Origin of the sequence: Pseudomonas sp. Irchel s3a12 (assembly GCF_900187485.1) — a bacterium.
Classification (GTDB): domain Bacteria; phylum Pseudomonadota; class Gammaproteobacteria; order Pseudomonadales; family Pseudomonadaceae; genus Aquipseudomonas; species Aquipseudomonas neuropathica.
In genome coordinates this window covers 96,437-117,160 of record NZ_FYDN01000014.1, presented here as the reverse complement: position 1 = coordinate 117,160, position 20,724 = coordinate 96,437, and the positions used below count along the sequence as shown (strand labels likewise).

Below are 20,724 nucleotides of genomic sequence, written 5' to 3'. Positions count from 1 at the left end.
AAGCACCAGACTTGCATGCATAACAACAAGAAAGGTACATCTCAGATGAATGCGATTTCTCGCCTCGCTACTGTCATTTCTGTCGCCTCCCTGTTCCCGCTCGCAATTCTGCCTCTCAGTGTTTCCGCTGCCGAATCCAAAGGTTCGGTCGAAGTCGTGCACTGGTGGACGTCCGGTGGCGAAAAAGCTGCCGTTGATGTGCTCAAGGCGCAAGTCGAAAAAGACGGTTTCACCTGGAAAGACGGCGCTGTCGCCGGTGGTGGCGGTGCGACTGCCATGACCGTGCTGAAAAGCCGTGCCGTTGCCGGCAACCCGCCAGGCGTAGCCCAGATCAAAGGCCCGGACATCCAGGAATGGGCGTCGACCGGCCTGCTCGACACTGACGTGTTGAAAGACGTCGCCAAGTCGGAAAAGTGGGACAGCCTGCTCGACAAGAAAGTCTCCGATACCGTGAAGTACGACGGTGATTACGTGGCCGTGCCGGTGAACATTCACCGCGTGAACTGGCTGTGGATCAATCCGGAAGTATTCAAGAAAGCCGGGATCACCAAGAACCCGACCACCCTCGAAGAATTCTATGCCGCTGGCGACAAGCTGAAGGCTGCGGGCTTCATTCCGCTGGCCCACGGCGGTCAGCCTTGGCAGGACAGCACCGTGTTCGAAGCCGTGGTGCTCTCGGTCATGGGTGTCGATGGCTACAAGAAAGCCCTGGTTGACCTGGACAATGCCGCGCTGACCGGCCCGGAAATGGTCAAGGCGCTGACCGAGCTGAAGAAAGTCGCGACCTACATGGACGCCGATGGCAAAGGTCAGGACTGGAACCTGGAAGCGGCCAAGGTCATCAACGGCAAGGCCGGCATGCAGATCATGGGTGACTGGGCCAAGTCCGAATGGACCGCTGCCAAGAAAGTCGCCGGCAAGGATTACGAGTGCGTAGCTTTCCCGGGCACCGACAAGGCGTTCACCTACAACATTGACTCGCTGGCCGTGTTCAAGCAGAAGGACGCAGGCACTGCGGCCGGTCAGCAGGACATCGCCAAAGTCGTGCTGGGTGAAAACTTCCAGAAAGTCTTCAGCATCAACAAAGGCTCGATCCCGGTTCGCAATGACATGTTGAACAACATGGACAAGCTCGGTTTCGACTCCTGCGCACAGACTGCAGCCAAAGACTTCCTGGCGGACGCCAAGTCCGGCGGCCTGCAGCCAAGCATGGCGCACAACATGGCGACCACGCTGGCGGTGCAAGGCGCGTTCTTTGATGTCGTGACCAACTACATCAACGATCCGAAAGCCGACCCGGCCGACACCGCCAAGAAACTGGGCGCAGCGATCAAGTCGTCCAAATAAGCGTCGGTAGCACAGGCTTCTCCTGTGGGAGCGAGCCTGCTCGCGAAGGCGTTGTGTCAGTTGCTCCATCCGTCGACTGACACCGCATTCGCGAGCAGGCTCGCTCCCACAAGGGATCTCACTGTAGTTTTTATTCCCTGTACTGGATTTCCCCATGAGTTCTGTTGCTGTGTTCAGCAAGGCCTCGCCGTTCGATGCATTGCAACGCTGGCTACCCAAACTGGTGCTGGCGCCGAGCATGTTCATCGTGCTGGTGGGCTTCTATGGCTACATCCTGTGGACGTTCATTCTGTCGTTCACCACCTCGACCTTCCTGCCCAACTACAAGTGGGCCGGTCTGGCGCAATACGCGCGGTTGTTCGACAACGACCGCTGGTGGGTCGCGAGCAAAAACCTCGCGGTGTTCGGCGGCATGTTCATCGGTATCACTCTGGTGATCGGCGTGTTGCTGGCGGTGTTCCTCGACCAGCGCATCCGTCGCGAAGGCTTTATCCGCACCATTTACCTGTACCCGATGGCGCTCTCGATGATCGTTACCGGTACCGCGTGGAAATGGCTGCTCAACCCGGGCATGGGCCTGGACAAATTGTTGCGTGACTGGGGCTGGGAAGGCTTCCGTCTCGACTGGCTGATCGACCCTGATCGCGTGGTTTACTGCCTGGTGATCGCCGCTGTCTGGCAAGCCTCGGGCTTCATCATGGCGATGTTCCTCGCCGGCCTGCGTGGCGTTGATCAATCGATTATCCGCGCTGCACAGATCGATGGCGCGAGCATGCCGACGATCTACTGGAAAGTGGTGCTGCCAAGCCTGCGTCCGGTGTTCTTCAGTGCGGTGATGATTCTGGCGCACATCGCGATCAAGAGCTTCGACCTCGTCGCGGCGATGACCGCTGGTGGCCCTGGTTATTCCTCCGACCTGCCGGCGATGTTCATGTATTCCTTCACCTTCAGTCGCGGCCAGATGGGCATGGGCTCGGCCAGTGCGATTCTGATGCTCGGTGCGATCCTCGCGATCATCGTGCCTTACCTGTATTCCGAGCTGAGGACCAAGCGCAATGACTAGTCTCGCTGCCAAACCTGCTATCAGCCTGAGTCGCATCGCGATCTACGCGGTGCTGATCATCGCCGTACTGCTTTATCTGGTGCCGCTGGTGGTTATGTTGCTGACCAGCTTCAAGACCCCGGAAGACATCAGCACCGGCAACCTGCTGAGCTGGCCGACCGTGGTCAGCGGCATCGGCTGGGTCAAGGCCTGGGCCACGGTTGACGGTTACTTCTGGAACTCGATCAAGATCACCGTTCCGGCGGTAATCATCTCCACCGCCATCGGTGCGTTGAACGGTTATGTGCTGTCGTTCTGGCGCTTCCGCGGTTCGCAGTTGTTCTTCGGTCTGTTGTTGTTCGGCTGCTTCCTGCCGTTCCAGACCGTGCTGCTGCCGGCCTCGTTCACCCTCGGCAAGATGGGCCTGGCGAGCACCACCACCGGTCTGGTGTTTATTCACGTGGTTTACGGTCTGGCGTTCACCACGCTGTTCTTCCGTAACTACTACGTGAGCATTCCGGATGCACTGGTGAAAGCTGCACGCCTGGATGGCGCGGGGTTCTTCACGATTTTCCGCCGCATCATTCTGCCGATGTCGACGCCGATCATCATGGTTTGCCTGATCTGGCAGTTCACCCAGATCTGGAACGACTTCCTGTTCGGTGTGGTGTTCTCCAGCGGTGATTCGCAACCGATCACGGTGGCGTTGAACAACCTGGTCAACACCAGCACCGGCGCCAAGGAATACAACGTTGATATGGCAGCGGCGATGATCGCCGGCCTGCCGACCCTGCTGGTCTATGTGGTAGCAGGCAAGTATTTCGTGCGCGGGCTGACAGCCGGCGCAGTCAAGGGGTAATCATGGCAACGCTCGAACTTCGCAACGTCAACAAGACCTACGGTGCCGGCCTGCCGGACACCCTGAAGAATATCGAACTGTCGATCAAGGACGGTGAGTTCCTGATCCTCGTCGGCCCGTCGGGCTGCGGCAAGTCGACCCTGATGAACTGCATCGCCGGCCTGGAAACCATCACCGGCGGCGCGATCATGATCGGCGACCAGGACGTCAGCGGCATGAGCCCGAAGGATCGCGACATCGCCATGGTGTTCCAGTCCTACGCGCTGTACCCGACCATGAGCGTGCGCGAGAACATCGAATTCGGTCTGAAGATCCGCAAGATGCCGCAGTCGGCGATCGACGAAGAAGTCGCGCGCGTCGCCAAGCTGTTGCAGATCGAACACCTGCTGAACCGTAAGCCGGGTCAACTCTCCGGTGGTCAGCAACAGCGTGTGGCGATGGGCCGTGCCCTGGCGCGGCGACCGAAGATTTATCTGTTCGACGAACCGTTGTCCAACCTCGACGCCAAGCTGCGCGTCGAGATGCGCACCGAAATGAAACTGATGCACCAGCGCCTGAAAACCACCACGGTCTACGTGACCCACGACCAGATCGAAGCAATGACCCTGGGCGACAAAGTGGCGGTGATGAAGGACGGCATCATTCAGCAGTTCGGCACGCCGAAAGAGATCTACAACGATCCGGCCAACCTGTTCGTCGCGAGTTTCATCGGTTCGCCGCCGATGAACTTCATTCCGCTGCGCCTGCAGCGCAAGGACGGCCGTCTGCTGGCGCTGCTCGACAGCGGCCAGGCGCGTTGCGAGTTACCGATGAGCATGCAGGACGCCGGGCTCGAAGATCGCGAAGTGATCCTCGGCCTGCGCCCGGAGCAAATCGTACTGGCGAACGGCGAGGGCAATGGCCTGCCGAGCATTCGTGCCGAAGTGCAGGTGACCGAGCCGACCGGTCCGGACACCCTGGTATTCGTCAACCTCAATGAAACCAAAGTCTGCTGTCGCTTGGCGCCGGATGTGGCACCGCAGGTGGGCGAGAACCTGACGCTGCAATTCGATCCGTCGAAAGTGTTGTTGTTTGATGCCAACACCGGTGAGCGCCTCGGCACTGCCGGGCAACCACAGACCGATGCGCGGTCTGCGAACGTGGCGCAATTCAAAGGCCGCTGAAGATCGATGCTGGAATGCGGTCATGTGGGAGCTGGCTTGCCAGCGATGAGGCCGGCACATCCAACATGGATGTCGCCTGAAGCACCGCCATCGCTGGCAAGCCAGCTCCCACAGGGATTGGATTCCAAAAGGAGCACGCGGTGGATTGCCTGTAATCCATCGCACTTTATGTAAACCGCGTTAGATAAAAACAGTTAATAACAATAAAGACGAGGATGTAGGGATGAAAAAGAAACACGTCAATGCCCGGTTGATCTGCCAAGTGTCGGCTGCGGCGGCCTTGGTGCTGGCCGGTAACGCCATGGCGGCGGATGCCTTCAGTTCCGATTCGAAATGGATGACCGGCGACTGGGGTGGCGAGCGTACCAAGCTGATCGAGCAGGGTATCGATATCAAGGCTGACTACGTTGGGGAAGTCGGTGGCAACCTGAACGGTGGCTACAACGACGACAAGACCGCGCGTTACGCTGACCAGTTCGGTCTGGGCGTGGCACTCGATCTGCAAAAGCTGTGGGGCTGGGATAACACTCAGGCGAAGATCCAGCTGACCAACCGTAACGGTTACAACATCTCCAACGACCGCGTTGGCGATCCGCGTGCCGGCACCTTGAGTTCGTCGCAAGAAGTTTACGGCCGTGGCCACATGGTGCGTCTGACCCAGTTGTGGATTCAGCACCAGTTCTTCGACAACAAACTCGACGTCAAGGCCGGTTACTTCGGTGAAGGCGAAGACTTCAACACCTTCCCGTGCGACTTCCAGAACCTGGCGTTCTGCGGCTCGCAAGTGGGTAACTGGGCGACCAACATCTGGTACAACTGGCCGGTCAGCCAGGCCGCGATCCGTGTGAAGTACAACATCAACGACGAGCTTTACGCGCAGATAGGTGCGTACAACCAAAACCCGTCGCAGCTGGAACACGGCAACGGCTTCAAGCTCAGTGGCAGCGGCACCAAAGGTACCGTTCTTCCGGTCGAGCTGGTCTGGTCGCCGAAGGTCAACAGCCTGCCGGGCGAATACCGCGTCGGTTACTACAAGAGCACGGCCGATGCCGACGACGTTCGCGAAGACGTCAACGGTTTCGACGCTGCTACTACTGGCGATGCCTACAAGACCCACAGCAGCAAAAGCGGCTACTGGTTCGTCGCGCAACAGCAACTCACCAGCCACAACGGTGATGCGACCCGCGGTCTGAACATCGCGGCCAACGCCACGTTCCACGACAAGGACACCAACTTCATCGACAACTATCAGTCGGTGATGTTTGTCTACAAAGGCCCGTTCGACGCGCGTCCGAAGGATGACGTCGGTATCGGCGCGGCGCGTATCCACGTCAACGATGACGTGAAGAAAAACGCCGAACTGCTGAACGCTTCCAACGGTGTGTCGGACTACGACAATCCGGTGTTCTCGCCAATTCGTGAAACCGAATACAACTACGAGATCAACTACGGCTTCCACGTCACCAACTGGCTGACCGTACGTCCTAACCTGCAGTACATCACTCACCCGGGTGGTGTGGATGAAGTGGACAACGCATTGGTCGCTGGCCTGAAAATTCAGTCTACGTTCTAACGCGTCTGCGATAAGCTCCTCTCTATGTGCGCATATTTGCGGACAGCCAAGGCTGTCCGCTTTTTTTTGGGGGCGGCGCACCCCTGTGAAAGACGAGTTCAGGATCGTGGCAAATGCATGAGCATCCGCTACAACGCTTCTTCAAATCCCTGCGTGAACAACCGGTGTTCGCCTGGGAGCGCTATCAGATGCGCGACGTGTTGGTGATCGATCACCCGCTGTGTCAGGCGGTGTTCAGTCGTCAGGGCGCGCAGTTGCTGCACTTTCAGCCGCGCGGGCAAAAGCCGTGGTTGTGGTGTGCGGCGAAGTGGCCGCATGTCGGCGCTATTCGCGGTGGTGTGCCGGTGTGCTGGCCGTGGTATGGCCGTCATCCGAGCGAAAACGCCTGGCCATCGCATGGTTGGGCGCGACTGCTCGACTGGAAGTTGCTCGACAGCAGCAGCGCCGAAGATGGCGTGCGCCTGCACTGGCAATTGCAGCTATGCGACTGGCAGGTTGACCTGCATGCACATCTGGGCGAACGCATGGAACTGCGCCTGAGCACCGAGCATCAGGACGATATGCCGTGCCAGTTGAGCCAGGCTTTGCACGCTTACTGGCGTATTGGCGATGTCGGCGAGATAGCGCTGTCTGGGCTTGAAGGTGCGCAGGGCTATGACCAGTTGAATCGCCAGGTTTGCCAGCAGGAAGGCGAGTTGCGGGTGGATGGCGGCTGTCAGCGGGTGTTCCAGCATGACGGCGAATTGCAGCTGAAAGATCACGCCTGGCAGCGTGAGTTGTGCATTGATACCGGTGACAGTGCGGACACGGTGGTCTGGCATCCGGGCGCGCGGCCGTTGTTGGGCGTGAGCTGGGATGAGATTTCGGAGTTTGTCTGTGTGGAAGCGGCGGCGGGTGGGACGGACAGCTTGCACCTGGCGCCGGGGGAGAAGGCGCATTTGAGTTTGCAGGCGTGGGCGGCGGCTTGATGATCGTTCCCACGCTCTGCGTGGGAACGATCAACCCCTGTAGGAGCTGCCGAAGGCTGCGATCTTTTACGCGAAGCGTCCTAATTAAACTCGTCACCCACCGGATACCGGCTGGCATTCAAACTCTCTTTGATCTTGCGCAAATGCGGCTGGAAATCCACCCCGCGACGCAACGTCATCCCGGTCGCCAACACATCCAGCACCGTCAACTGAATGATCCGCGAAGTCATTGGCATATAAATGTCGGTGTCTTCCGGCAACGGAATATTCAGGCTCAAGGTACTGGCCTTGGCCAGCGGCGAATTCTCCGCCGTCAAACCCAACACCGAAGCCCCGTTCTCGCGAGCAATACGTGCCACCTCGACCAACTCGCGGGTGCGGCCGGTGTAGGAAATGATCACGAACAACTCACCGGTGTGCGCCACCGACGCAATCATCCGCTGCATCAACACATCAGCATGCGCGGTCACCGCCAGGTTGAAGCGGAAGAACTTGTGCTGCGCATCCAGTGCCACCGGTGCCGAAGCGCCGAGGCCGAAGAAGTGGATCTGTCGCGCCTGAATCAACAGGTCGACAGCGCGGCTGATCAGGTTCGGGTCCAGCGCCTGACAGGCACTGTCCAGGGACGCGATGGCGCTGCCGAAAATCTTCTGCGTGTAGGCCTCGGGATTGTCGTCGGCCTCGACCGCGCGGCTGACATACGCCGCGCCGCTGGCCAGACTCTGCGCCAGTTGCAGCTTGAGTTCGGGATAGCCGCTGACACCGAACGAACGGCAGAAACGGTTGACCGTCGGTTCGCTCACCGAGGCTGCCTGGGCGAGGGCGGCGATGCTGAAGCGGGTGGCCTGCTGCGGGTTGAGCAGGATCACCTCGGCGACTTTGCGTTCGGCCTTGTTCAGGTCTTCAAGGCGACTCTGGATCTGTTCCAGTAAATTTCGCACGCGGTCCATATGGAATTCCTAATTCACCTGCGCAAAGGTGCGCCGGGCTATGCAAATTGGGCCTTTGATATGGCCCGTAACGGTGGCCTATCCTACTGATGGCTCCGACCGACCACCACTCGGAATCTGTATTTTGCGAAAATGTTGTGGTTATTACTACATTTTCCCTTGAGTGATGCCTTGAAAAAAGGTATTTGTAGCTTAACTTGATAAAAGAACAAACATCATGCCTTCGATTACGGTTGAACCGTGCACCTTTGCCTTGTTCGGCGCGCTTGGCGATCTGGCCCTGCGCAAGCTGTTTCCTGCCCTTTATCATCTCGATGGCGCCGACCTGCTGCACGAGGACACGCGCATCATCGCGTTGGCCCGTGAAGAAGGTTCCGAGCAACAGCACATGGCGTTCATCGCCGCCGAACTGCGTCGTTATGTGGGCAAAGAGCTGGACGAGGCCGTCGCCGAGCGTTTTCTCGCACGCCTGACCTACCTGCACGTCGACTTCCTCAAATCCGAAGATTACGTGGCGCTGGCCGAACTGGCTGGCAGCACGCAACGCATGATTGCCTACTTCGCCACCCCTGCGGCGGTGTACGGCGCGATCTGCGAAAACCTGGCGAAAGTCGGTCTGGCAGAAAATACCCGCGTGGTACTGGAAAAGCCGATCGGCTCCGACCTCGAATCCTCGCGCAAGGTTAACGACGCCGTGGCGCAGTTCTTCCCGGAGAACCGTACCTACCGCATCGACCACTACCTGGGCAAAGAAACCGTTCAGAACCTGATCGCCCTGCGTTTCGCCAACAGCCTGTTCGAAACCCAGTGGAACCAGAATTACATCTCCCACGTGGAAATCACCGTGGCCGAGAAGGTTGGTATCGAAGGCCGTTGGGGCTACTTCGACAAGGCCGGCCAACTGCGCGACATGATCCAGAATCACCTGTTACAGCTGCTTTGCCTGATTGCCATGGACCCGCCGGCCGACCTGTCCGCCGACAGCATCCGCGACGAAAAGGTAAAAGTGCTCAAGGCGCTCGCGCCGATCAGTCCGGAAGGCCTCACCACACAGGTGGTGCGCGGCCAGTACATCGCTGGCCACAGCGAAGGCAAATCCGTACCGGGTTACCTCGAAGAACCGAATTCCAACACCCAGAGCGACACCGAAACCTTCGTCGCTTTGCGTGCCGATATCCGCAACTGGCGCTGGGCCGGCGTGCCGTTCTACCTGCGGACCGGCAAGCGCATGCCGCAAAAACTGTCGCAGATCGTCATCCACTTCAAGGAACCGTCGCACTACATTTTTGCGCCGGAACAACGCCTGCAGATCAGCAACAAACTGATCATCCGCCTGCAACCGGACGAAGGCATTTCCTTGCGCGTGATGACCAAAGAGCAGGGCCTGGACAAAGGCATGCAACTGCGCAGCGGCCCGCTGCAACTGAATTTTTCCGACACCTGGCGTAGCGCGCGGATCCCCGATGCCTACGAGCGGTTGTTGCTGGAAGTGATGAACGGCAATCAGAACCTGTTTGTCCGTAAAGATGAAATCGAAGCCGCGTGGAAATGGTGTGACCAGCTGATTGCCGGGTGGAAAAAATCCGGTGACGCGCCCAAGCCGTATGCGGCCGGGTCGTGGGGGCCGATGAGCTCCATTGCATTGATCACGCGGGACGGGAGGTCGTGGTATGGCGATATCTGATGTGCAACTGCCTGCGGGCGTGAACGCTCACGAATTCAAGAGCCCGGTGTTGTTGGCCGAAGGTCTGGCGCTGAACGTCGCCAAGCAATTGAGCGACGCCATTGCTGCACGCGGCAACGCGGTGCTGGTGGTGTCCGGCGGTCGTAGCCCGGTGGCGTTTTTCCAGCACCTGGCCAAGCAGGAACTGGACTGGTCGAAGGTCGTCGTGACCCTCGCCGACGAGCGCTGGGTACCGGTTGAACATGCCGACAGTAATGCCGGTTTGCTCAAGCAATACCTGCTCAAAGGCCCGGCAGCCAAGGCGCAGTTCCTCAGCCTGTATAGCGCGGCGGCCAACGTCGAGCAGGCTGCTGAACAGGCTGATCGCTTGCTTGCCGAATTGCCGCCGATTGACGTGCTGGTATTGGGCATGGGCGATGACGGTCACACCGCGTCGCTGTTCCCCGACAGCCCGAACCTCGCCGAAGCGCTGCAGGCTGATGGCACGCGCCGTTGCTGGCCGATGCTGGCGCCAAGCGTGCCGCGTCAACGCCTGACCATGAGTCGTGCGCTGCTGGCCTCGGCCAAACACAAGATTCTGTCGATTTCCGGTCAGTCGAAACTGACCACCCTGAATGCCGCGCTGGCATCCGACGTCGCCGCCATGCCGGTGCGCGCGTTTCTGCAACCTACGTTAGAGATTTACTGGTGCCCATGAGCCAAGGAACAGCCGCTATGACAACCCCATCCCCGACCGTTTCCATGGCGGACAAAGTTGCCCTGATCGACAGCCTCTGCGCCAAGGCGCGGATCCTGCCGGTGATTACCATCGCTCGCGAACAGGACGTGCTGCCACTGGCTGACGCTCTGGCTGCCGGTGGCCTCACCGCGCTGGAAGTGACCCTGCGTTCGCAGTTTGGCCTCAAGGCCATCCAGATCCTGCGCGACCAGCGTCCGGAATTGATGACCGGTGCTGGCACCGTGCTCGATCGCAACATGCTCGCGGCTGCCGAAGCCGCTGGCTCGCAGTTCATTGTCACCCCAGGCATCACCCGCGACCTGCTGGAAGCCAGCGTCGACAGCCCGATTCCGCTGTTGCCGGGCATCAGCAACGCCTCCGGCATCATGGAAGGCTACGGTCTGGGTTATCGCCGCTTCAAGCTGTTCCCGGCTGAAGTCAGCGGTGGTGTAGCAGCAATCAAGGCCCTCGGCGGTCCGTTCGGCGAAGTGAAATTCTGCCCGACTGGCGGCGTCGGCCCGGCCAACATCAAGAGCTACATGGCGCTGAAAAACGTCATGTGCGTGGGCGGTAGCTGGATGCTTGATCCGGAGTGGATCAAGAACGGCGACTGGGCCCGTATTCAGGAATGCACCGCTGAGGCACTGGCGCTGCTGGACTGATTGTTACCAGACACTTCGTTGTGTGTTCTACGGCTTTACGGTGCGCTTGGTCGGTGCACCGTTTTTTTTTGCCTGAAAATTGCTGTGTAGAAGTCATGTAGGAGCTGTCGAGTGAAACGAGGCTGCGATCTTTTGACCTTGCTCTTGAGCGCCAACATCAAAAGATCGCAGCCTTCGGCAGCTCCTACATCGACACCGTTACGACGCGATACATAGTTACCGCACAGCCGCGTTTGCGTGGCGCTAATCTGCGTTCATCTTACGGAAGAGAGAACGCCTCATGGATGACCATCAATCAGTAGCCTTGCCACACCCACCTCTGCGGCAACGGACCATTCAAATCCCTGGCAGCTTCGATTGGCGCAAAACCGAAGGCAAGGAGCGCAACATCAGTAGCGGTGTCGAAGGCCTGCCACTGGTTTTGCGTCTGACCCTGGTCGATCTCATGACCGGTGAGCCGGTGGTTGGCGCCCGGGTCTGGATCGAACAGCACATTGGTGCCGATACGCTGTGTGGAACCCAGTCGACCGACAGTCAAGGCATCGTACGGTTTACCAGTATTTACCCGGATCGACCCTCTGGTGGTGCTTCGTGCATCGCCATGACCGTGTGCATCGCCAGCGACGATCAACATTCGCAAGCACTTCACGAAGCCTGGAACGGACGGCTGCATCTGCCCTGTGCCTGCCGCTGTGAGACCATCGGAAATGACGCCTCGCGGCTGGAGTTGCGACCGATTGCCGGGGCAGGCGTGGAGGATGGCTACTTCGGTTGCCAGACGATCGGCGTCGACACATTTGCGGTGTCGTCGCAGATCGGCCTTGCGGGCTACGAAAAGTCCACGGGCGCGGTGTTTTAGCGCAGCTCGTTCAGCGCCCGCACCAGTAACTGCATGTCGGCAGCGGTGGTGGTCAGCCCCGGTGTAATGCGGATGCTCGGCCCGCTGGCTGCGCCATGGCGCACCACGGTGAACAGGTTGTAGTCGTTGAGCAGACGTTCGGCCATCGCCTGTTGATCGTCGTGTCGAGTGAAGCGCATGGATGTGATGCCGCAATACAGCCGAGGGTCGTCTGGCGTCATCACTTCGATGCCCGGCAAGTGCCGCACCGCGCTGACCCAAAGGTTGCGCAGATAATTCAGGCGAGCGCCCTTGGCTGGTGCGCCGCCGAGGGAACGGTGCTCCTCGAACACCAGCGGCAAGGTCATCAGCGCCGGAATGTTGGGCGTGCTGTACGAAGTGCGCGCACGGATGTCATTGCCCGGGTAATGCATTTCGCCCATGTCCGGATCAATGTCGGCCAGGCGGTGTGGCGCGATATAGAGGAAGCCGAGGGTGAGCGGTGCGCCGATCCATTTGTGCAGGTTGTATCCGGCGAAAGCGATGCCGAGGGCATCAAGATCGAACTCGATCTGACCGAGTGCATGGGCGCCATCGAGGATGACATCGACGCCATGCTCTTTGGCCAGCGCGGCGATGGCTTGCACCGGCATGACCAGACCGGTGCGGTGAGTGACGTGAGTCAGGGCCATCAGCTTGACTTGCGGATGACCGACGAAGGCTTCGCGGTAAGTCTCCACCAGGCTGTCGTAGCTCGTCGGGTGCGCGTGAGCAATCTCGATCACTTCAGCGCCGCGCTGCCTGGCGAGCCAGCGCATGGCGCCTTTGACCGTGTCGTATTCCAGATCGCTGATCAGCACCTGATCGCCCGGTTGCAAGCGGTTGTAGTTGCGAATCAGCGACTGCAGGCCTTCGGTGGCATTGCGGGTGAACGCCACACTCTGCGCGCGCACGCCAATCAACTCGGCCAGTTGCGCGCGAATATCGAGGTTGTCGTGCTGCTCGAAACGCTGGCGCACGTACACCGAGTTGCTGGTGTTGATCAGCTCGATGTTGCGCTGGTATTCCTCGATCACCGTGCGCGACATGCGCCCGAAATAACCGTTTTCCAGGTTCACGGGGCCGGGTTGAACGTCGTAACGATCGGCGAACGTTCGCCAAAAGGCTTCGTCACGGGCGCGGCGGGTGTTATCGGGCATGGTCGGCTGACTCAAGAGAGAGGAGGGCGCTTCAATGGCGCGGAGCAGGTTTGCCGTGTTTGGCGCGCAGCGGTTCGAGCAGGTCCGAGAGGCCGTTATGGTCGATCTCCTGCATCAGTGCGAGCAAGCCACCGAGTTCGCCGTGCGGGAAACCTTCGCGGGCAAACCAGTTCAGGTATGGCCCCGGCAGGTCAGCAATGATCCGGCCTTTGTATTTACCGAAGGGCATTTCGCGGGTGATCAGCAGTTCGAGTTTTTCAGGATTCATCGGTGAGATCGTCTGGCTTCAAATCAGCTTGGAAAATACAGGCATTCTGCATGCAGGCCAAATGACAGATCATGCAAATAACCGTGATACAGATAGTTCACTTATCTTTAACTAACTGATTTATAGGTATTTTTTAAAAATAAAAAAGCTGGCATGCACACTGCAATATCCCTTGCATCTTCAACCAATCGCAAGGAATTGAAAAATGACCGACATGAATAAAGAAGCCATCTCTGTACTCAATGACCTGATTGAAACCAGCAAGGACGGTCAGGAAGGGTTCAAGACTTGCGCTGAAGACATCAAGCACCCAGAACTGAAAACCCTGTTTGTAACTCGCTCCGCTGATTGCGCCACCGCTGCAGCAGAACTGCAAGCCGAAGTTCGCAAGCTGGGCGGCGATCCGGAAACTTCCACCAGCGTCAGCGGTGACCTGCACCGTCGCTGGGTCGACGTCAAAGCCATGTTCACCGGCAAAGACGAAGAGGCTGTACTGAACGAAGCAGAGCGCGGTGAAGACCATGCGCTGAAGGCCTACAAAGAAGCCCTCGAGAAAATCAGCAAGCATAATCTGGTAGGTATTCGTGACCTGGTTGAACGCCAATACCACGGCGTACAACGCAACCACGACCAGGTGAAAGCCCTGCGTAACCAGGCTCGCGCTCGTTCGTAAGCGTTTGCCGGTTATAAAAAACGCCAGCTAGTCTGGCGTTTTTTGTGTCTGGAAAAAGCACAAGCCCCTCACCCTAGCCCTCTCCCGGAGGGAGAGGGGACTGACCGAGGTGGCTGTTGGAGATACACCGACTTGAGCGATCTGAGGTGAACTCAGGTTTTGAAAAGCACGAAGATCGGCTCCCTTTCCCCCTCGCCCCCCCTGGGGAGAGGGCTGGGGTGAGGGGGAAAAGCTTTACCTGACACCCCGCTAATCAATCAGCCAATGCTAATCGCCGGCAAAGTCGGCAACGTCACCGTCTGCTGCTTACGCGGCGCCAGAATCTCAGCCTCACCATCCACCACCAGCTCATCACGCTGGTTGAACACACGAGTGGCAATGCGCACGCGAAACTTCGGCAGCTTCTCGAGAATTTCCAGGCGCACGGTCAGCGTGTCACCGATCTTCACCGGCTTCTGAAAGCTCATCTGCTGACCGATATAAATAGTGCCGGGCCCAGGCAGCTCGCAGGCAACGGCGGCACTGATCAGCGCACCGCTGAACATACCGTGGGCGATACGCTCCTTGAACATGCTGGCGGCAGCGAACTCGGCGTCCAGGTGCACCGGGTTGTGGTCGCCCGACATCGCGGCGAACAGCTGGATGTCGCGCTCTTCGACGGTCTTGCTGTAGCTGGCGGTCTGGCCGACTTCGAGGGCTTCGTAAGGGATGTTGGTAACCTGGGTCATCGGTCTCGATTCCTGTGACGGATTCAGTGAATCCACAAAAAATTATTCGCTGCGATGAGGTCGCGGATGGCTCAAGGCCTGATCGATCCAGGCCAGCACATCAGCGATCACTTCGTCGCGGTTGGTTTCGTTGAACAATTCGTGCCGCGCCTGCGGGTAGATCTTCAGTTGCAGGTGCTGGCTGCCGGCCGTGCGCAACGCATTGGCCAGATCTGTCAGACGCTTGCCTTCACTCACCGGATCACATTCGCCGCCGATTACCAGCAGCGGCAGGCCCGGGTCGATCTGGGCGAGATTGGACGCTTTGCTGATCTGCTGCAAGCCGCCGAGCAGGTCGATCCACAGTTGATTGGTGCAGCGAAAGCCACACAGTGGGTCGTTGGCGTACAGGTCGACCTCGGCCGGGTCGCGGCTCAGCCAGTCGAACGGTGTGCGCGCCGGTTTGAACTTGTTATTGAACGAGCCGAACGACAGCCACTCGATCAACGCGCTGCGACCCTTGCCACCCTGACGCAGTTTTTCCAGGCGAGCGATTTGCCGCGCAGCGCGGTACAGCGCAACGGGTTGAAAGTTGGAACCACTGAGAATCGCCCCGTGCAGGCTGGCGCTGTGATGCAGCAGATAACCTTGGGCGAGGTAGCTACCCATACTGTGCCCCAGCAGGATGATCGGCACACCAGGGTGCTGCTGGCCGATGTGCTGATTGAGGCTGGCTAGATCGCCGAGTACTTTGCACCAGCCGTCGTCATCGGCGAAGTGGCCGAGGGTACCGTGATTGGCGGTTTTGCCATGTCCGCGTAAATCCGGCGCGTACACGCCATATCCTTTGTCGCAAAACGTGTCCGCCAATCGCGCATAGCGGCCGCTGTGTTCGGCCATGCCATGGGCCAGCAGGATCACCGCTTTCAACGGCGCCGCCGGCAGCCATTGATTGACGAACAGGCGGCTGCGGTCACTCGCGTCCAGCCATAGGGTGTCGTGGATCATGGCGATTCCTTTGCTCAAAGTCGGATCATTGTATAGCGCGTCTGATCAGCCCACGCCACGGCAGGAAGATTCACACGATCAATGACGGCTTTGGCCATATTTGCCTCAATGGCCATAACTGCTAGTGTCCGTGAAGCTCCGCTTTTTCAGAAATGACAGAAAGCGGCCCGGATCGGCTCAGGTAAAGAGGACAAGAACAATGCAACCTGATTTCTGGAACGACAAGCGCCCGGCCGGCGTACCGCTGGACATCGACATGGGTGAGTTCAAGTCGGTGATCGAGGTGTTCGAGCGTTCCTGCAAGAAGTTCGCTGATCGCCCGGCGTTCAGCAATATGGGGATCACCCTGACTTACGCTGAACTTGAGCGGCAGAGCGCCGCCTTCGCCGGTTACCTGCAGGCGCATACCGATCTGGTTCCGGGCGATCGCATCGCCGTGCAGATTCCCAACATCCTGCATTACCCGATTGCCGTGTTCGGTGCACTGCGTGCCGGGCTGATCGTGGTCAACACCAACCCGCTGTATACCGCACGGGAGATGCGCCACCAGTTCAAGGATTCCGGCGCGCGGGCGCTGGTGTACCTGAACATGTTCGGCCAGAAGGTCCAGGAAGTACTGGCCGACACCGACATCCAATACTTGATCGAAGCCAAAATGGGCGACCTGATGCCCACCGCCAAGGGCTGGCTGGTCAACACCGTGGTCAGCAAAGTGAAGAAAATGGTCCCGGCGTATTCGCTGCCGCAGGCCATCTCCTTCAAAAGCGCACTGCGCATGGGCCGAGGTCTGGGCATCAAGCCGCTGAAGGTCAGCCTCGACGACATCGCCGTGCTGCAATACACCGGTGGCACCACCGGGCTGGCGAAAGGCGCGATGCTCACCCACGGCAATCTGGTGGCGAACATGCAGCAAGTGCGCGCCTGTCTCGCGCAACTCGGCCCGGACGGGCAGCCGCTGCTGCGCGAAGGCCAGGAAGTGATGATCGCACCGCTGCCGCTGTATCACATCTATGCCTTCACCGCGAACTGCATGTGCATGATGGTTTCCGGCAACCACAACGTGCTGATCACCAACCCGCGCGACATTGCCGGCTTCATCAAGGAGCTGAAGAACTGGCGCTTCTCCGCGCTATTGGGCCTGAACACCTTGTTCGTGGCGCTGATGGATCACCCGGATTTCAAGACCCTCGATTTCTCCAGCCTGAAGCTCACCAACTCAGGCGGCACCGCGCTGGTCAAAGCCACCGCCGAGCGTTGGGAACAGATGACCGGTTGCCGCATCACCGAGGGTTACGGCCTGACCGAAACCTCGCCAGTGGCCTGCACCAACCCGTACGGCGACCAGTCGCGGCTGGGCACGGTCGGCTTGCCGGTGCCGGGCACGTTGCTCAAAGTCATCAACGATGACGGTGTCGAACAGCCGATGGGCGAGCGCGGCGAGTTGTGCATCAAGGGCCCGCAGATCATGAAAGGTTATTGGCACAAGCCTGAGGCCACTGCCGAAGTGCTGGATGCCGAGGGCTGGTTCAAGTCCGGTGACATTGCGGTGATCGATCCGGACGGTTTCGTGCGCATCGTCGATCGCAAGAAGGACATGATCATCGTCTCCGGTTTCAACGTTTATCCGAACGAGATCGAAGACGTAGTGATGGCGCACCCGAAGGTCGCCAATTGCGCGGTGATCGGCGTGCCGGACGAGCGTTCCGGGGAGGCGGTGAAGCTGTTTGTGGTGGCGCGGGAAACCGGGGTCAGTCTCGAAGAACTCAAGGCTTACTGCAAAGAGAATTTCACTGCGTATAAGGTGCCGAAACACATCGTGTTGCGTGAGTCATTGCCGATGACGCCTGTCGGGAAAATTCTGCGGCGCGAGTTGCGCGATATCGCGTAAAAGTCAAAAACACAAAGATCGCAGCCTTCGGCAGCTCCTACCTTGGAATGCATTTCCTGTAGGAGCTGTCGAAGGCTGCGATCTTTTGCTTTAAGCCCCGGAAAAACGGGGCTTAAAAGGTGTTCTAGGATTTTTGCTCTAAAATGACTGCTAGGTAGTCTTGAGTCATGATAATGACTGTAGGGGCCGCTTTTGGCTCTAGTCGACCCTTGGCAAAGCTGCTACTCTCGGCGCGCTTTGTGACTTCTCGGCCTCTGTAAAAGCCAGATTCACCAATACCAAACACACACCAATAATAATCGCATCAAATGCGGTGAAGAATTCGCGTTGCTGAGGAGTGGGCTTCCATGATCGAAGACTTTTGGAAGGATAAATACCCGGCTGGAATTGCTGCCGACATCAATCCGGACGAGTATCCGAACATTCAGGCAGTGTTGAAGCAATCCTGCCAACGCTTCGCCAACAAACCGGCTTTCAGCAACCTGGGCAAGACAATCACCTACGGTGAGTTGTACGAATTGTCCGGTGCGTTTGCCGCGTATCTGCAACAGCATACCGATTTGCAGCCCGGCGATCGAATCGCCGTGCAACTGCCCAACGTTCTGCAGTACCCGGTGGCCGTCTTCGGTGCGATTCGCGCCGGGCTGATCGTGGTCAACACCAACCCGCTGTACACCGCGCGGGAAATGGAACACCAATTCAACGACTCCGGCGCCAAAGCCCTTGTTTGCCTGGCGAACATGGCGCATTTGGCTGAAACCGTGGTGCCGAAAACCGGCGTCAAACACGTCATCGTTACCGAAGTCGCCGACCTGCTGCCACCGATCAAGCGTTTGCTGATCAACAGCGTCATCAAGTACGTGAAGAAGATGGTGCCGGCCTATCACTTGCCAAAAGCCGTCAAGTTCAATGACGTGCTGAGCAAGGGCCAGGGTCAACCGGTGGCCGAAGCCAATCCCGACAGCGGCGACGTTGCGGTGCTGCAATACACCGGCGGCACCACGGGCGTGGCCAAGGGCGCGATGCTGACCCATCGCAACCTCGTCGCCAACATGCTGCAGTGCAAGGCGCTGATGGGTTCCAACCTCAATGAAGGTTGCGAGATCCTGATCACGCCGCTGCCGCTTTACCACATCTATGCGTTCACCTTTCATTGCATGGCGATGATGCTTATCGGCAACCACAACATCCTCATCAGCAATCCGCGCGACCTGCCGGCGATGGTCAAGGAACTGTCGAAGTGGAAGTTCAGCGGTTTCGTCGGCCTCAACACGCTGTTTGTCGCGCTGTGCAACAACGAAGGTTTCCGCAAGCTGGATTTCTCGGCGCTGAAAGTTACGTTGTCCGGCGGCATGGCCTTGCAACTGGCCGCTGCCGAGCGCTGGAAAGCGGTCACCGGTTGCGCCATCTGCGAAGGTTACGGCATGACCGAAACCAGCCCGGTGGCCACGGTCAACCCGATCCAGAACATCCAGATCGGCACCATCGGTATTCCGGTGCCATCGACCCTGTGCAAAGTCATCGATGATGCCGGTGTCGAGCAGCCGCTGGGTGAAATCGGCGAACTGTGCGTCAAGGGCCCGCAAGTGATGAAGGGTTACTGGCAGCGTCAGGAAGCCACCGATGAAATGCTCGACAGCGAAGGCTGGCTGAAGACCGGTGACATCGCGCTGATCCAGCCGGACGGCTACATGCGCATCGTTGATCGCAAGAAAGACATGATTCTGGTCTCCGGTTTCAACGTCTACCCGAACGAACTGGAAGACGTGCTGGCGACCCTGCCGGGTGTGTTGCAGTGCGCAGCCATCGGCGTGCCGGACGAGAAATCGGGTGAGGCGATCAAGATTTTCATCGTCGCCAAACCGGGCGTCACGCTGACCAAGGAAACCGTGATGGAGCACATGCGCGCCAACGTCACGGGTTACAAGGTGCCACGTTCGGTGGAGTTCCGCGATGCGTTGCCGACCACCAACGTCGGCAAGATCCTGCGCCGCGAGTTGCGTGATGAAGAGCTGAAGAAGATCAAGGCCAAGTCCGCCGCCTAAAACACGAAGCCCCGCAGATGCGGGGCTTTTTGTTGGTGTATGCGAGGGAGTTTGCAGTGTCCGGTAAATCCTACCCCCTCACCCCAACCCTCTCCCCCAGGGGGGCGAGGGGGAAGGGAGCCGATCGGGGGGCTGTTTAGAATCTGAGTTCAACTCGGAATCTCAGGTCGGCGTACCTCGTCCAGACACCTCGGTCAGTCCCCTCTCCCTTGGGAGAGGGCTAGGGTGAGGGGAAGGGGGCTGCCAAATCCTACTGACGGAACGGCGCAAAATTCACATTGGTCCCCGCCGGACGCATGTCCTGCAGATACGAGTCCTTGTCCGCACTCAATTCCAGGCTCAACGCGGCTTTACGCTTGCCTTCATTACGAATCACCAGCCCTTCCAGCTTTTCACGCAGAAACACCGTCGGCACTTTCAGGTGCAGCAGTTCGTCAGTGGCTGGCGTGTGCATCAGCAGGTGAATCCACTCGTACTGACCGATGGCCAGACGCGACACCGGCAGATCGAACCACCAGATGTTGCGGTTACGGTTCAGTTCGGCGAAGTGGCAGTTGTTGGTGCCGAGCACGGCGCCGCCCAGTTCCTTGTTGCGACGGGCGATGGCCTGCGTTTTATCGAGTTTCATAACATTCCTGCGGGATCGGTTCCTGGCGCTTGACGCCCATATGTTGCGCATTCTCGGGGCTACGCACGCAAACATAAAGCCCAACCTGCACGCCGCGACGAAATGAGCCGCTGAAAATAAATGAAACTTGGCGCAAACCCGGCCAGTCAATCATTACGTACTGACTTTTCCCCCTAATTGCACCAAGGAGAAACACCATGAGTAGCACAGGCGATAAAGTAAAAGGCATGGCCAACGAAGCAGTCGGCAACGTCAAACAAGGCGTCGGTAAAGCCACCGACAACACCAAGCTGCAAGCCGAAGGCAAACTGCAAGAGAAAAAAGGCGAGGCCCAGCAAGCGGTCGGTAAAGCCAAGGACGCCATCAAGAAAGGTGTCGACAAGGCGTAATTCAGCCTTGAACGAAATACATGAACGGCCATCCAAGGATGGCCGTTTTTGTGTCAAAAGCCTGCAGCAACCCGACGAGGTTCGCCAAACAGGCTACCGTGATGTAAAAAACGGC

20 protein-coding genes are annotated in these 20,724 nt (G+C 58.6%); 14 read left to right on the top strand and 6 right to left on the bottom strand.

Features of this window, described 5'->3' with window-relative positions; all coding sequences use genetic code 11:
- Nucleotides 1–45 precede the first annotated feature (45 nt).
- The 6 genes from CKW14_RS22825 to CKW14_RS22800 all read left to right on the top strand — a co-directional run bounded on the left by CKW14_RS22825 (nucleotide 46) and on the right by CKW14_RS22800 (nucleotide 6,952).
- A complete protein-coding gene (locus tag CKW14_RS22825; protein ID WP_016983700.1) occupies nucleotides 46–1,347 on the top strand; it encodes an ABC transporter substrate-binding protein in 1,302 nt (433 codons plus the stop codon).
- A gap of 154 nt (nucleotides 1,348–1,501) precedes the next feature.
- Nucleotides 1,502–2,410: a carbohydrate ABC transporter permease gene (locus tag CKW14_RS22820; RefSeq protein WP_095048188.1), complete on the top strand. Its 909-nt coding sequence runs from the start codon at nucleotides 1,502–1,504 to the stop codon at nucleotides 2,408–2,410.
- Nucleotides 2,403–3,248 (top strand): carbohydrate ABC transporter permease, encoded by an 846-nt coding sequence (locus tag CKW14_RS22815; protein WP_093430462.1) that lies wholly within the window; start codon nucleotides 2,403–2,405, stop codon nucleotides 3,246–3,248. The genes CKW14_RS22820 and CKW14_RS22815 overlap by 8 nt, the downstream gene beginning before the upstream one ends.
- Before the next feature lie 2 nt (nucleotides 3,249–3,250).
- Nucleotides 3,251–4,411, top strand: a complete 1,161-nt coding sequence (locus CKW14_RS22810; RefSeq protein ID WP_095048187.1) for an ABC transporter ATP-binding protein — start codon at nucleotides 3,251–3,253, stop codon at nucleotides 4,409–4,411.
- A gap of 223 nt (nucleotides 4,412–4,634) precedes the next feature.
- Nucleotides 4,635–5,984 (top strand): carbohydrate porin, encoded by a 1,350-nt coding sequence (locus CKW14_RS22805; protein WP_095126181.1) that lies wholly within the window; start codon nucleotides 4,635–4,637, stop codon nucleotides 5,982–5,984.
- A gap of 113 nt (nucleotides 5,985–6,097) precedes the next feature.
- Nucleotides 6,098–6,952, top strand: a complete 855-nt coding sequence (locus CKW14_RS22800) for a D-hexose-6-phosphate mutarotase (RefSeq protein WP_064391715.1) — start codon at nucleotides 6,098–6,100, stop codon at nucleotides 6,950–6,952.
- Between the two features lie 80 nt (nucleotides 6,953–7,032).
- Here the strand turns inward: CKW14_RS22800 and CKW14_RS22795 are convergent, their stop codons facing one another.
- Nucleotides 7,033–7,893 (bottom strand): MurR/RpiR family transcriptional regulator, encoded by an 861-nt coding sequence (locus tag CKW14_RS22795; RefSeq protein ID WP_171057240.1) that lies wholly within the window; start codon nucleotides 7,891–7,893, stop codon nucleotides 7,033–7,035.
- Between the two features lie 226 nt (nucleotides 7,894–8,119).
- Here CKW14_RS22795 and zwf point away from each other — a divergent pair, with 226 nt between their 5' ends.
- The 4 genes from zwf to CKW14_RS22775 all read left to right on the top strand — a co-directional run bounded on the left by zwf (nucleotide 8,120) and on the right by CKW14_RS22775 (nucleotide 11,825).
- Complete coding sequence (zwf, locus tag CKW14_RS22790; protein ID WP_064119140.1) at nucleotides 8,120–9,586, top strand: glucose-6-phosphate dehydrogenase; 1,467 nt, start codon at nucleotides 8,120–8,122, stop codon at nucleotides 9,584–9,586.
- A complete protein-coding gene (gene pgl, locus CKW14_RS22785; RefSeq protein WP_095048185.1) occupies nucleotides 9,573–10,283 on the top strand; it encodes a 6-phosphogluconolactonase in 711 nt (236 codons plus the stop codon). The genes zwf and pgl overlap by 14 nt, the downstream gene beginning before the upstream one ends.
- 17 nt (nucleotides 10,284–10,300) lie before the next feature.
- Nucleotides 10,301–10,966, top strand: coding sequence for a bifunctional 4-hydroxy-2-oxoglutarate aldolase/2-dehydro-3-deoxy-phosphogluconate aldolase (locus CKW14_RS22780; RefSeq protein ID WP_008082815.1), 666 nt, complete (start codon nucleotides 10,301–10,303; stop codon nucleotides 10,964–10,966).
- Nucleotides 10,967–11,246: 280 nt separating this feature from the next.
- Nucleotides 11,247–11,825, top strand: a complete 579-nt coding sequence (locus tag CKW14_RS22775) for a hypothetical protein (RefSeq protein WP_095048184.1) — start codon at nucleotides 11,247–11,249, stop codon at nucleotides 11,823–11,825.
- Here the strand turns inward: CKW14_RS22775 and CKW14_RS22770 are convergent.
- Nucleotides 11,822–13,003, bottom strand: coding sequence for an aminotransferase class V-fold PLP-dependent enzyme (locus CKW14_RS22770; protein ID WP_095048183.1), 1,182 nt, complete (start codon nucleotides 13,001–13,003; stop codon nucleotides 11,822–11,824). The genes CKW14_RS22775 and CKW14_RS22770 overlap by 4 nt on opposite strands.
- A gap of 31 nt (nucleotides 13,004–13,034) precedes the next feature.
- Nucleotides 13,035–13,271 (bottom strand): DUF3820 family protein, encoded by a 237-nt coding sequence (locus tag CKW14_RS22765; RefSeq protein ID WP_003227425.1) that lies wholly within the window; start codon nucleotides 13,269–13,271, stop codon nucleotides 13,035–13,037.
- A gap of 205 nt (nucleotides 13,272–13,476) precedes the next feature.
- Here CKW14_RS22765 and CKW14_RS22760 point away from each other — a divergent pair, with 205 nt between their 5' ends.
- The gene (locus CKW14_RS22760; protein ID WP_016983691.1) at nucleotides 13,477–13,944 is read left to right on the top strand and encodes a PA2169 family four-helix-bundle protein; all 468 of its coding nucleotides are present in this window, start codon (nucleotides 13,477–13,479) and stop codon (nucleotides 13,942–13,944) included.
- Nucleotides 13,945–14,201: 257 nt separating this feature from the next.
- On the opposite strand, the gene CKW14_RS22755 is transcribed toward CKW14_RS22760, so the two are convergent.
- Both CKW14_RS22755 and CKW14_RS22750 read right to left on the bottom strand, forming a co-directional pair.
- Nucleotides 14,202–14,672, bottom strand: a complete 471-nt coding sequence (locus CKW14_RS22755) for a MaoC family dehydratase (protein WP_003227420.1) — start codon at nucleotides 14,670–14,672, stop codon at nucleotides 14,202–14,204.
- A 42-nt stretch (nucleotides 14,673–14,714) separates the two neighbouring features.
- Entirely contained in the window at nucleotides 14,715–15,659 is a 945-nt protein-coding gene (locus CKW14_RS22750) for an alpha/beta hydrolase (RefSeq protein WP_095048182.1), read from the bottom strand.
- 199 nt (nucleotides 15,660–15,858) lie between these two features.
- On the opposite strand from CKW14_RS22750, the gene fadD2 reads away from it, so the two are divergent.
- Nucleotides 15,859–17,547 carry a long-chain-fatty-acid--CoA ligase FadD2 gene (gene fadD2, locus CKW14_RS22745; RefSeq protein WP_095126180.1) on the top strand — a complete coding sequence of 563 codons (1,689 nt, stop codon included), beginning with the start codon at nucleotides 15,859–15,861 and terminating at the stop codon, nucleotides 17,545–17,547.
- 347 nt (nucleotides 17,548–17,894) lie between these two features.
- Nucleotides 17,895–19,592 (top strand): long-chain-fatty-acid--CoA ligase FadD1, encoded by a 1,698-nt coding sequence (gene fadD1 / locus CKW14_RS22740; RefSeq protein ID WP_095048180.1) that lies wholly within the window; start codon nucleotides 17,895–17,897, stop codon nucleotides 19,590–19,592.
- A gap of 250 nt (nucleotides 19,593–19,842) precedes the next feature.
- Here fadD1 and CKW14_RS22735 read toward each other — a convergent pair whose 3' ends face one another.
- Complete coding sequence (locus CKW14_RS22735; protein WP_007917843.1) at nucleotides 19,843–20,220, bottom strand: hypothetical protein; 378 nt, start codon at nucleotides 20,218–20,220, stop codon at nucleotides 19,843–19,845.
- Nucleotides 20,221–20,417: 197 nt separating this feature from the next.
- Between CKW14_RS22735 and CKW14_RS22730 the strand changes: the two genes are divergently transcribed.
- Complete coding sequence (locus tag CKW14_RS22730; RefSeq protein ID WP_027612573.1) at nucleotides 20,418–20,609, top strand: CsbD family protein; 192 nt, start codon at nucleotides 20,418–20,420, stop codon at nucleotides 20,607–20,609.
- Nucleotides 20,610–20,724 lie beyond the last annotated feature (115 nt).